This window comes from Paenibacillus sp. FSL M8-0228, from assembly GCF_038007385.1.
GTDB classification, from domain to species: domain Bacteria; phylum Bacillota; class Bacilli; order Paenibacillales; family Paenibacillaceae; genus Paenibacillus; species Paenibacillus polymyxa_D.
In genome coordinates, this window is record NZ_JBBOXA010000001.1 from 1,086,063 (window position 1) to 1,099,936 (window position 13,874).

Below are 13,874 nucleotides of genomic sequence, written 5' to 3' on the forward strand. Positions count from 1 at the left end.
TGGAAATCTAACAGTATAACAATTGACGATCATAGGAGAACATAACGATGTTTAAAAGTATCTTTCTAAAAGAGTACTCAACTGAGTATCAATCACAAGTTGTCGATTTAATTTTACATATTCAAAAAGATGAATATAATATCGCCATAACCAAAGAGGATCAGCCAGATTTGCTTGATATTGAAAACTTTTATCAGCGTGGTAACGGCAACTTCTGGGTGGCTCTTCGTGAAGGAACCGTAGTGGGGACTGTAGCTTTGTTAGATATTGGGGACCGTAAGGCAGCACTCAGAAAGATGTTTGTAAAACAAAATTATAGAGGTAAAACATTCAATGTTTCGAATCAATTATTGCATCATGCCATAGGATGGGCTAAGGAAAGGTCTATTGAAGAAATCTATCTTGGAACAACACCACAATTCGTAGCAGCTCATCGATTTTATGAGAAGAATGGATTTGTTAGTGTAGATCCAGGAGAATTGCCGATTAGTTTTCCAGTCATGAAAGTGGATAAAAAGTTTTACAGATACATTATTCAATAAAATGATCCTGAACCAAAACAATGCTGAGGGAAATTCCAGTTCAAAATGTGTGACTTAGTGGCCGCCGTGTCGTCTTGCTGCCAAGCAGCAATATAAACTATCGCTGAGCAGGAATTTCTTTTGTTTAGGACAGGCGTTTGCTAGAATAAAAGGGTATGTTGTAAGTCAACGTTAACCAAATTGCTGGGAGGGACACAAGTATGAGCAAAAAGATTAAATGGGGAATTGTCGGCACAGGCTGGATCTCAGATCAATTTGTGGCGGATTTGGCGCATGTTACGAATGGAGAAGGGTATGCCGTTGGATCACGTACTATTGAAAGCGCTACCGAATTTGCAGCTAAGCATCAAATATCACGAGCTTACGGGAGCTATGAGGAATTAGCACAAGATCCCGAGGTAGATGCTATTTACGTAGGGACTCCTCATCCTTTTCATAAAGAAAATGTTCTGACGGCTCTTCGGGCGGGCAAAGCGGTCTTGTGTGAGAAACCCTTCACCGTCAATAGTAAAGAATTGGAGGAACTAATCGGCTTTGCACGTGAGCGTAAGCTATTCCTGATGGAAGCAATGTGGACACGTTTTTTGCCTCCGATTCGCCAAGTGCAGGAGTGGATACATGCGGGACACATTGGCGAGGTAAAGCTGGTTAAGGCAGAATTTGGTTTTCGGGTAGATTGGAACCCGGAGGGCCGGCTTTTGAACCTTGAGCTGGGCGGAGGTGCTCTGTTAGATGCAGGGATTTATCCGGTTTCTTTTGCTTCAATGGTCTTCGGTCCTGAACCTGAGCATGTATGGAGCACTGCTCATATCGGGGAGACAGGCGTTGACGAGACATTTTCGATCTTGCTGGATTATGGGCAAGGACGCACGGCTATGCTTAACGGGGCAGTCCGTCTCGGATTGACGAATGAGGCATACATCCATGGAACCAAGGGCTATATTCACATTCCGTCATTCCTAAACAGCACATCGGCTACTTTAGTTGTGGACGGTGAAGAGGCACAACACTTTCAGGATGACCGATCCTCTACAGGCTATGCCTTTGAAGCAGAAGAAGTCGGGCGTTGCTTGAACGAAGGTTTGCTCGAAAGTTCTACTATTTCTTTAGATGAATCATTAGGAATTATGAAACTGATGGATCAGATTCGTTCACAGTGGGGACTTCGGTATCCGTTTGAATAATCATATTCATTCCAGGGACCTTTCAGGTTCTCTGGAATTTTTTTGTTTGTGAGCGTTATTTTTGTATACATAAGTCTTTCCAATTCCCAAATAGCGACTTTGGTCGCACGCTAGGTAACGCCATATGAGTAAGTCAAGAGTGGGACATATGAATCATTTTTTGTGATTTAAATTAGTTAAAAAACCGTCATTAAAAAGTTACAAAAGTGTAATTTATTCATCGGTTAACTGAATTGTGAACGCTCTCTTTTTATGAAAAAGAATGAAGGTCCTAGTATTGAATTTCCAAAAGCTTTCAATGAAATTTCCGAAAATGTGCGGTAGGGTGGTAAACGTGTCACTTGAGCCATTGCGGCTTTTGCTGACTTGCTTGCTTATCCCGTGGCTCTGGATTCTTGTCGGAGCTCGCAGGATCGAGAGCCTTTGCAAGCCTGTGAGCGTTGAATAGGCATTCACCTCATGACCTAACATCAAGGAGGAATTACAAACGTGAAAGTGAAATCAACATGGTTGTTCCGTATGGTGATGATGACAGTGATCGCGGCTGTCGTGATCGGACCTATGAATATTGCAGGAGCGGCAGGAAGCCGGACAGATCGGCCTTGGATGAACACTGCCCTGTCGGCTGAGAAACGGACAGCGTTGCTGTTACAGGAAATGACGCTGGAAGAAAAAATAGATTTGGTGACTGGCAAGGTCAACAATTACTATGGATTCTATAATAATTCGATGGAGCGGTTGGGCATTCCGGCGCTGACGATGGCAGATGGACCTGCAGGTGTACGTATCGCTAATCCGGATGTGCAGGACAAGCAATCGACTGCGTTGCCTGCTCCAATTGCGCTGGCTGCAACGTGGGATATCCAAGCTGCCAAACAGTATGGGGATTTGCTCGGAGACGAGGCTTTTAATACAACTCATAATGTGGTGCTTGGACCCGGGATGGATATTGCCCGAATTCCATGGGGATCGCGAAACTTTGAATCTATGGGCGAGGACCCGCTGCTGCAATCTCAAATGGCGACCGCTTATGTCAAAGGTATACAAAGTCATCCTGTTCTGGCGACTGCCAAACATTACCTTATGAATAATCAGGAGACAGAGCGTTTCACAACAAATGTCAAAGTCAGTGACCGTGCGCTGCATGAAATTTACATACGTCCGTTTCAGGAGGCTATTGCCAAGGCAGACTTGGGCGGAGCTATGTGCTCCTTTAACAAGGTCAATGGCGAATCGGCATGTGAGAACAAGACCATCATGACAGATCTCTTGAAAAAGGAAATGCAATTCAAGGGCTTCGTGATGAGTGATTACGGCGCGAACCTGAGTACAGTCGAATCGGCAAATAGTGGCTTGGATCTGGAAACACCGGGGACTCCTTATGGAAAATGGGGAGATCAGCTGCTGGCTGCTGTCAAGAATGGTAAGGTAAGTGAAAAAACGATTGATGATAAGGCTGGGCGCATTCTGGTGCAAATGTTCAGCAAAGGTTTATTTGATCACCCGGCTCAAAATAACCAAATTGATGCCCATGACCATGGCAAGACAGCCCGTCAATTGGCTGAGGAAAGTATGGTACTGCTTCAAAATAAAAACAATGCATTGCCATTGTCTAAAGATAAACTCAAGTCTATTGCTGTGATTGGCCCCGATGCAGATAACGGCACTGTGGCAGGCGGAGGCAGTTCGCTGGTGAATCCGACGTATACCGTGAGTCCGTTAGAGGGCATCCGCAATCGTGTCGGCAAAGGAGTTACCGTCCAATATGCACCGGGCACAGACCCGATCTCTGCAGGAGACATTATGCCAGGGCCATCTGCTGTTCCGTCTTCACTGTTGACTACATCTGATGAGAAAGAGGATATCAGTGTTGGATATGCGACTTATGGAGATGGCGAACAGGGACTTCGAGGCGAATACTGGAAGAATAACAAGATGGAAGGCAATCCGATTCTTGTACGCAATGATGACCAAGTCAATATGAACCTTGGATTTTATAATTATCAGGGCTTCAATGCAAAGTCTCCTAAAGTTCCAAATACACCAACGACACTGAACGGCTTGATATCTGCACGCTGGACAGGGGCAATTGCAGCTCCCAAGGATGGTGACTATGCATTGTCATTAACCAGTTTGGGATCAAGCAAGCTGTATCTCGACGATAAGCTTTTCGTGGATAATCAAGGTGAAAAGCTGGGCACTACGAAGAAAAACATCTCCCTTAAAGCGGGTGAAAAGCACAAGATACGTATTGAATACCGCGCTGATTATCCGACCAATGGTCGGGATTCCGGTGGTATGGTTCGTCTGGGCTGGGAACCTCCGGCAGATACGTCAGATAAGCTGATTGACAACGCTGTGAAATTGGCGAAAAAATCGGATGTTGCGATTGTTGTTACGCGCACGTATGAGAGTGAGGGATATGTTGAGCGTTCCGATATGGAGCTCCCGAACAATCAGGATCGGCTGATCCGTGCGGTTGCGGCTGTAAATCCGAAAACCATTGTCGTACAAATGAGCGGTAGAGCCGTGCAAATGGATACATGGCAGGACAAAGTCCCTTCCATCGTACAAGCATGGTTTGCTGGACAAGAGCAAGGGAATGCTATAGCGCGCGTCTTATTTGGAGATGTAAATCCTTCGGGTAAGTTGCCGGTAACCTTCCCAGTTAACGAGCAGTCTACACCTGTATCCTCACCAGAGAAGTTTCCGGGTGTGAACGGTATAGGTGACTATTCAGATGGTATTTTTGTAGGCTATCGTGGGTATGAGAAATCGGGTATTCAACCGGCGTTCTCCTTTGGACACGGTTTATCCTATACAACATTCGGATATAGCGATCTGAAAACCAAACAGCATGCGAGTGGAAAAAAATCCGATCGTATGAGTTCCGTCGAAGTTTCGTTCAAATTGAAGAACACTGGCAAAACAGCCGGAGCTGAGGTTGTACAAGTGTACAGCGGTAAGCTTCCGACAAACGTAGAGACTCCATCCCGTCAACTGGCAGGCTGGTCCAAGGTAGAATTAAAGCCTGGTCAAGAGAAGAAGGTTCGCATTGAACTCGACCCGAAAGCTTTCTCTTATTGGGATGAAAAGTCCAAAGCATGGGTTATGCCGGCGGGTGAAGTGCCCATTTATGTGGGCAGTTCCTCTCAGGATTTACGACTAACAGGAAGTGTTACGATTCCGGCTACCTCTACAGCAAAGGCAAAAAAGTAAATCCCGTTACATTTGTTTTAAAATGGTTATATTCAAGAGAGCACGGACACAAGCACCGGCTCTCTTTTTGCTATCGGTATGTAAACGTCCAACAGGTATGCAAAGGGAGACCCAAGTGAAAGCTGAAATAGTAGAGAGAGTGGGGACAGGCTAGTGATGGGGAGAGGAGGATATTAGATGAAGAAACTCCAAAAGCAACGACGTACTGACATCTGGCTGCTTATAGCTGTAGTAGTCATTTTGATCTGTGCAGTCCTGGCCAGTATGGCTATACGGAATGTTCCGGGGCCGAAAGCAGAAAATAACGTCAACATGTGGCTAACAACACCCAACCCGGCGAATCGTCTAACCCAACAAGCCCCGATCCGTTGGGATAAGAATGATAAGGATAGCAGTAAAGAAAAGGCTGCGAATGCGGATACACTGACGATTGAGATTAAGCCAGATATTCGTTACCAGACGATGGAAGGGTTTGGGGCAGCGGTGTCCGGTTCGTCCGCTTACCTGATGAATCATGGCATGTCTGCCAATCAGCGTGATCAGCTGCTAAATGATTTGTTTACAGCCAGTGGCATTCAACTCAGTTATATTCGCCATACCATTGGAGCCTCAGATTATTCCGTAGATGAACAGGGACAGCCTGGCAGCTATACCTATGACGATGTGGCAACAGGCAAGGACTATGAGCTGAATCATTTCTCCATCGCTAAGGATCGGGATGTAATCGACGTGCTGAAGCAAATCTTGAGAAGAAACCAGGATTTAAAGATTATGGGGACCCCGTGGACAGCTCCACCCTGGATGAAATATGGGGAGCAGATTTATAACGGCTGGTATTTGGACTATACCGATCCGCGCGTCTACCAGGCTTATGCTGACTATTTTCTTCGTTACCTACAGGCTTATGCGAACGAAGGGATTCCGATTCAGGCGATTTCCATTCAAAATGAGCCAGAATTCACGACGTCCAAGTATCCCAGCATGAGTATGGGGGCAGCAGAACAGGCGAATTTTATTAAACAATATCTGGGCCCAACCCTAAATCGCAACCATTTATCTACTCAGATTATTGCCTTTGACCATAACTGGGATACAGGGAGTGAATATGCCAAGACCGTGTTAGGAGATGAACAGGCTCGAAACTATACGCATGGAACAGCCTTTCATTGCTACAAAGGAGAGCCCACGGCGATGAAAGATGTGCATCATGCTTTTCCTGATAAGCCTGTATATATGACAGAATGTAGTGGGGGAGCGTGGAGTCCGGGCTTTGGAGATGATTTGAGCTGGGATATGTCCAAGCTGATCATTGGTGCACCCCGAAATTGGTCGCAAAATGTCCTCTTTTGGAATATCGCACTTGACCCGTCCGGGGGTCCGACCAATGGGGGGTGCACCAACTGTAGAGGTGTAGTGACCATCGACCCGTTAAGCGGTGCAGTTACAAAAAATGTGGAGTACTATGCGATTGGGCACGCCAGCAAATTTGTTCGTCCAGGTGCGGTACGTATTGATTCTACACATTATAGTGGAAGTATCGAAACGGTCGCCTACTGCAATCCGGACGGTACGCTTGTCCTGATTGCCGCCAATACAGGAGAGAGCACAAAGACATTTAAGGTTCGGCAGGGAAATAAGGTTTTCAAATCTACCCTTCCATCCAAGTCCGCGGCTACCTTTCAATGGAATCCTACGGCTTTCTGACACGGCCTGTACATCAACGTTTTATAGAAGTTTTAGAGCGCTTAGCCCATCTGGCTGAGCGCTCTTTTTTCATTTGCTACAAAATCCAGACTGCGAAAAAAATAAAATTTTAATATTGTTCAGAATTGGTTCAGAGGCGGATGATAAGATCTTTTCACTAATAACAAGAATGAACCGTTTACGGGGGAGAGTCTGATGAATCAAGAAACAAATAAAGAATGGCAAAAAGTGCTGATGGTGACGTTGCTGGCAGGTATGGCATGGGGGCCCCAGCTTGTTCATGCGGAAACGAAACGGGAGACGTCTGCGATTGTGACTAAAACCAGTACAGTCTCTTTTACAGATCAATCCACTATGTCATCCCAGGCATTACAGGCGGTGCAGGAGGCTGTGAAGCAAGGACTAATCACGGGTTATCCAGATGGTTCCTTCCGTCCAGATCAACCGTTAACGCGCAAGGAAATGGCAGCTTTGCTGGCTAATGCACTTAAGCTTGACGCTACGGAGCAAGCAGTAACTTTTAAGGATACGCAGGGGAGTTGGGCCGCTTCTTATATAGAAGCTGTACGTGCGGCAGGTCTAATGACCGGAGATGAATCAGGTGCTTTCCGCCCGAATGCTGCGGTGAGCCGTGAGGAATTGGCAGCAATTCTGGTGAGAGCGATTGGAGGAACCCATGTTCAAGGCGGAGATGTTCAAGACTTTTCTGATGGGGATCAGGTGAGTTCATGGGCCAAAAACAACGTAGAAGCAGCTCTCAAACTGGGGTTAATGGATACGCCGGATAATCGGTTTGACTCTAAAGTACAGGTAAAACGTCAAGATATCGCAGCCTTTCTGGTGAATGTGTTCCAATCGGGTGAACGGACGGGAATCCTTTCTCGTATCGACGGGGATATCGCTTATATGGATGGAAAGCCCTATTTGATCGGCCAGCAATTGAAGCAACTGTTCGGAGCGGACAATGTGCCGGCGCTTCAAGGGGCTACCCTGACCTATCAGGCATCGAACCGAAACGTAGCTGATCTGTCGGCGCTTCAAATTGTGCAAAGTGGTACAGCCCAACATCCGGTGACTTTGTATAGCAAAGGGTCAGAATTTAAAGGCAAGTTAGCTATTGCAGCGGATTTTGTGCGAATTCAAGGAGCTACGTTACCTCAGGTAACCTTGATGCAGGGCGCCAAAAATGTAGAGATTCATGCAGACGTAAACGAAATGATCGTAGATACGCATGAGCCTATTCAGATCCAGGGAAGTGGTGTATGGCAGCAGCTTAAACTGAATTTTGCCGATACACAGGTACGTCTCGCCAATGGGATACAGACTGTACAGACCCGTCTTGCGGAGCGGGGAACAGAGACTCAAATTATACGTGATACCACGTTGGATGCATCTTCGGATACATCCCCAACAAGCACTAAAAAAAGTCCATCCGGTGGTGGCGGTGGCAGTTCTACAACGAATCCAACGCCAACACCAATACCAACACCTAATCATGTACCTGTCTCAGCTATAGTTCCTTCCGATCAATATGCCATTATGGGTTCCGGAGATACGCTAGTGGATTTGAAAAATGTGTTTTACGATGCCGATCAGGATGAGTTGTCGTATCATGCGGTCACTTCGGATGTATATGTAGCAGAAGCAGAAGTGGCAAATAAACAGCTTACTTTAAAACCTAAATCAGTAGGAAGCACACAGGTATTTGTTACGGCAGAGGATGGAAAAGGCGGCAAAGCGAGCGTGTTTTTCAGCTATACAGTGACCAGCTCTACTTATGAGGAGGACATTAATCACAGTCCTGTCGCGAGCAACAGCCTAAATGACATTCCTTTGCTCTTAAATGAAGGTGGCAAGCAGATTAGTCTGTCTGACTTGTTTAATGACGAGGATGGCGATGCACTGACCTACACGGTGGAATCGGCTTCGCCAGAAGTGGCCACAGGAGAAGTTACAGGCGATCAGCTTATACTTACGCCGCTTCAAGCTGGCACTAGTCTAATGACGATAACAGCCCATGACGGCAAGGGAGGCACAGCCTCGCTTCAGTTAGCTGCTATGGTGAATGCGCCTTTGCCTGATCCGCAGCCTGAGAATCACATACCTGTGGCTTTGCCTCATTTACCTATCGTAGTTACTAATGTGTTACAGGACAAGCTGATGCTGTATCCAGGTTCGTTATTTATGGACCAGGATGGCGACACCTTGACGTATACCCTCACTTCCTCCAATCCCCAAGTAGGCAGTGTGGTGGAGAATGGAGAAGATTCATTTGTAGCACTGCATAACGCTGGTATTACGATGATTGAGATTTCGGCGAATGATGGCCGTGGGGGCGTTTCTTTCACTTCATTTATGCTCCAAGTTGAAGCTCCTCAACCCGTAAATCATCGTCCGGTAGTGACCCGTGTGCCTGAACCTCAATATTTGGACCCGGGAGATGGTCAGCAAATATTGCAGCTGAATGATATGTTCTCTGATGAGGATGGCGACACGTTGACCTATACTGTGGTGTCTTCTGATCCATTGGTGGCAGGGGGGCAGGTAGAAGGGAATACACTTTTCATACAACCGTTGCGTAATGGTGTGACGTTCCTTACGATGACAGCAAATGATAATCGTGGTGAAACGACATCTTTTACGATTCCAGTGATTGTTGAGAAAAGAGATTTGTTCATTTCCGAAGTCGTGTGGCAAGGCGAACCGGATTATCTGGACCAGGCGATTGAATTGTACAATCCGACCAACAGACCGTTGGAGAAAAATAAAATCTGGATTGAGCGATCCGACCAACCAGACCCGATTATCATAAATGCCAATGACGGAGATGTCATTATGCCTGGGCAAACCTTTGTAATTGCGAATGATTTGAGTTCGTTCGGATCGGAAGATTGGTATTATACCTTCCTGCAGTTACAACATAACAATTCGGAACCCGTTACGCTTAAGCTGTACTACAACAACGTGCTCATTGATATGGCAGTTATTGGTCAAGGGCAGGCCTTGGGACGGAACAGTGGTACGGTCATTGGTAATACAGATCCATATCAAGCTGGCGAATGGAATGTTGAGGGGACGAACTCCCCTGTTAATTTAGGTGACTTTATCGGTAGGGAGAGAATGACACCATGAAAAATAAGAAGTTAACCGCTCAGCTGGCAGCTGCATTGCTACTGCTGAGCCCCTCGCTTCCTGCCGGAGCAGAGCAAGCTACCGTGATAGATGCGGCTTCCGTAGCCAATGGGCCGACAGGGAACAATACTGCCACCTGGACGGACGTACAGCAGCTTACAACACAGCAATTGGAACAACTGCAAAAAGCCCGTGAACTCGGGATTATCCAAGGCGACCCCGCCGGAACGCTCCGACCTGGGCAGAAGCTCACACGTCAGGAGCTAGCCGCACTGCTGGTCAAAGCGTTGCAGCTTCCGACGGGCAACCTGGACGGCGCTGCCTCCTTCACGGACGTGCCCGCCGATAGTTGGGGGCGCCCGGCTATAGAGGCAGCCCGTAAGGCCGGGCTGATGCAGGGCGACGCCAACGGACGCTTCCGTCCGAATGACCTGATCAGCGCCCAGGAACTGGTCGCGCTGTTGGTCAGGTCCGCTGGGACGGGGACGTCTGCGGGCACGCCCGCTAGCACAACCGACTCGCCGTCGGCACAGACGCTGCCGACGGCGTGGAAGGACGCCAGCCCGTGGGCGGCCCCGATGATTCGGGCGGCGCTGAATAACGGGCTGATGAGTGAATTTGGCGGAAATCTACACGCCAAAGACTCGGTAAGCCGCGTAGATGCGGCCAGCCTACTCGTATCTGCTTTGTTTCCACAGGAGCGTGCTTCGCAGCTCGAGGAAATGGACGGCAAGCAGATACGGATCAATGGCATCGCGTATGACGTGGCAGAGCCGCTGCGCGGCATTTTTCACGCGGATAATCAGACCGCGCTGCGCAACGCGGGCATTCGTTTCCATGCCACAGGCCGAACAGTGGACAAGGTGACTTGGTTGGAGCTTCGCAGCAGCGGGACTTCGGCTCGTGACGGCGAAGCAGAGTTCAGTGGAAACATTGTGCTGAACGGACACGGCTCCACGCTAAACGGAGATTTGGTGATCGCTGGTGATTTTACATCCGTACTGCACTTGAATGTGGAACAGCAGTTAACGGTGGATGCCCGGGTACAGCAGGATTTTTATGCACAGGATGTACAGGTGCAGGGACAGACCCATATTAATGGCGGAGATAACAATACAGTTGTATTTGATAGCTCAACGTTGACGCAAATGGATGTCACAAAGCCAGAAGTTCACGTTGTACTTAGTGGTACCGCAAGCGCGACGATCATGAACGTCCAATCCAGCGCAAGCATTGAGGTTAGCGCGAATGCTTCCTTGCCGCAGCTAAATGTTAATGAAGGGGCGAACAAAGTCAATCTTCAGGGAACGGTTCAGAGCGTTCAGGTAAATGGCAGCCAGTCCGTCGAGATGACAGGTAATAGTACAATCCAACAGCTGACCGTCACAGGGACGGGGGCTTTGGAATTGAAAACGACAGGCAGTATTGAAAATATTCAAGTCAGCAACCCGGCAGCTAAGGTAAATGTGAGTGGAAATGTACAGGTTTCTGCGGTCACACTGGGTACCGGAGTAGCTTCCAACGCTGTTACGGGTCTAGCTGCGGCAAGTGTAACAGGTACGTCCTCATCTTCTGGAAGCTCATCCAGTTCAACCAGCAGCGCTAACCGTTCACCGGAAGTCGTAAATGCTTCAGTAGAGCGTGTAATTACAGAAGGCGCTGGTGAACAGTTGTACGATTTACGCCAATTCTTTACCGATCCTGATGGGGATACCTTGACCTTTTCGGCAGCTTCTCTTCAATCCGGCATCGTACGGGCGTCCGTATCGGGCAATATATTAAAGCTTACGCCAGTCAGTGTCGGAAAAGCATCCATCAGTGTATCGGCTAATGATGGACGGGGAAAAAGGGTGTCGTCTACCTTCAAAATTACCGTGAATGGCCAGCCAGTATCTGCAGGTATACCAGATCAGGCGCTTACTGTAGGACAATCGGACTCGGTACTGCATTTGAATGATTATGTTCAGGACCCGGAAAATGCAAGCTTAACGTATCAGGTTACGGTTGATGATCCTGCTGTAGCGTCGGTGGTGCTTGCGGAGGATGAATTGCGTCTGAGTCCGCTTCGAGCGGGCAGTACAAGCGTTCATGTCACTGCCAATGACGGACAGCAAGGAGAGGATGGCAGCACAGGCCAAAAGCAGATTGATTTCAAGCTAACGGTTCAGGGCGCTCCTAACCATGCTCCACATGGACAAGCCCCTCAGCCGTTAACCGTCACATTGGGCCAGCCGGATATGACACTGGATCTTTCAACAATATTTACGGATGCAGATGGCGACCCACTGGTGTTCACAGCGATCAGTTCGGATGCTTCCATCGTGCAGACTACCATAATGAGAGCTCAGCTTTCTTTGCAGTCGCTGCAAGCGGGGAGTGTAAGTATTACCTTGACGGCAGATGACAGCAAGGGTGGAACAGATACAGTTACCTTGATTGTAACGGTTTTGCCCATACCTAACAGTAGCCCGGTAGTAACCCGTGCACCAGACGCTGTACATCTGATTTTAGGCAAGGCTGACGGAACTGTGGATCTGTCCACCATCTTTGCTGACCCGGACCATGACCCGATTCGTTATGAGATCAGTGCGTCTGATCCAGCCGTGGCAGATGCTACAGTTCAAAATGATCAGCTTGTTATTCATGGGTTGACTAGCGGCAATACCGTGATTACCATCACGGCTAAAGACGATAGAGGCGGAGAGATTAGCGCAGACCTACAGGTTCATCTATTGGAAAATGCGGTTATTACAGCGATCCCTGAGCAGTTGCTTCAATTGGGAGATGCTGCATCAGAACTGGATCTCTCACCGTTCTTATTGAACTGGGATCTAGCATCCCTGTCAGTGACAGCAGACACGTATGATCCAGGAATTGCTACGGCCCATATGAATGGTCAGAAACTACAGTTAAACCCAGTAAGTGTAGGGACCACGAGTGTAACACTCAGTGTGTATGATCAGTACGGACGTGCAGAGGGAGCGACGTTCCCGGTTACCGTCAGCATGCCTCAGCTAAATCAAGCTCCTCAAGTCGTAGCGGCTATAAACGAGCAGGTATTGACTCCCGGAGTTACACAGCAAAGAGATTATGATTTGCAACAGCTGTTCAGCGATGAGGATGGAGATGTGCTTCAGTTTACGGTCAGCTCCAGTGATCCGACATTGGTGAGTGCATCAATTAATGGCAGTATCTTAACGGTGGCTTCTGGAACAGGTAGCGGTCTTGCCGCTGTTACCATTACAGCCACGGATGGTCGGGGAGGTTCTGTGCAATACACGTTGAATACACGCAATGCCGAACTGGTTTCCGGCGGGATCACTCCGATAGGGGTTAAATACGGCTTGCCGCACAGAACCGTGGATCTGTCCAGTTATTTCCCAGGACAATCTAAATTCCTGGTATATAGAGGAACGCCATCATCGACATTCATCGGTCCTGTAGAACTCATGGGCACCTCCATTCCCCTTTCCCCCGAACCTTTACTGGTATGGGTGGTAGGAGCGGATGGAAGAGCTGTCGTATTTCAGGTCCAACAGGAACCACAGCAAGCGCCTGCTGTATATTTCTCGCAATATGTGGATGGCGGGGATGGAAGAATTGTTTTGCAATTGTATTATAACGGGAATGGAGATCCTTCCCATCGGGCAGACGGTTACTCACTGGAGTTTCATCAATGGATGAAGAAAACAAACCAAATGAAAGTTACCACTCTACCGATTAATCCGGTTTATCCTGCCATGCCCTATATAATCATCGACACTATTTTCTATGATTTCATGGATATTACGAATGCTTGGTATTTCAATGATGAGGGCGATTTCTACAACCCGAACGAATTTAACACTGTTGCATACGTTTTAAAATACCAAGGACAAGTGGTGGATGTATTAGGAAATCCAAATTCACATGAACAGTTTACTCCACAAGGAGGAACGTTCGTCCGCAAGTCAGGAATATCCTATGGATCGTCTGCCTATAATCAGCCAGATGAGTGGAATGCGTTCCCGAAAGGGACCTTTCAATTTGTCGGCATTCATACACCATAAACGGTATGTTTGTCTGCGATCGCCTGTTTTTTGAAGACAGGTCA

General features: G+C 47.7%; 6 protein-coding genes. All 6 read left to right on the forward strand.

All coding sequences use genetic code 11. The features are described from left to right. Positions 1 to 47 precede the first annotated feature (47 nt). The 6 genes from MKY98_RS04950 (at position 48) to MKY98_RS04975 (ending at position 13,830) form a co-directional block, all read left to right on the forward strand. A complete protein-coding gene (locus tag MKY98_RS04950) occupies positions 48 to 542 on the forward strand; it encodes a GNAT family N-acetyltransferase (protein WP_069012922.1) in 495 nt (164 codons plus the stop codon). Between the two features lie 200 nt (positions 543 to 742). Further along, positions 743 to 1,726 (forward strand): Gfo/Idh/MocA family protein, encoded by a 984-nt coding sequence (locus tag MKY98_RS04955; protein WP_029517581.1) that lies wholly within the window; start codon positions 743 to 745, stop codon positions 1,724 to 1,726. Positions 1,727 to 2,215: 489 nt separating this feature from the next. After that, on the forward strand, positions 2,216 to 4,945 hold the full coding sequence (locus MKY98_RS04960) for a beta-glucosidase (RefSeq protein WP_069012923.1): 2,730 nt from the start codon (positions 2,216 to 2,218) through the stop codon (positions 4,943 to 4,945). Positions 4,946 to 5,122: 177 nt separating this feature from the next. Next, on the forward strand, positions 5,123 to 6,649 hold the full coding sequence (locus tag MKY98_RS04965) for a glycoside hydrolase family 30 protein (RefSeq protein ID WP_069012924.1): 1,527 nt from the start codon (positions 5,123 to 5,125) through the stop codon (positions 6,647 to 6,649). A 195-nt stretch (positions 6,650 to 6,844) separates the two neighbouring features. Then, positions 6,845 to 9,781: an S-layer homology domain-containing protein gene (locus MKY98_RS04970; protein WP_069012925.1), complete on the forward strand. Its 2,937-nt coding sequence runs from the start codon at positions 6,845 to 6,847 to the stop codon at positions 9,779 to 9,781. Beyond that, the gene (locus tag MKY98_RS04975; RefSeq protein ID WP_069012926.1) at positions 9,778 to 13,830 is read left to right on the forward strand and encodes an S-layer homology domain-containing protein; all 4,053 of its coding nucleotides are present in this window, start codon (positions 9,778 to 9,780) and stop codon (positions 13,828 to 13,830) included. The genes MKY98_RS04970 and MKY98_RS04975 overlap by 4 nt, the downstream gene beginning before the upstream one ends. Positions 13,831 to 13,874 lie beyond the last annotated feature (44 nt).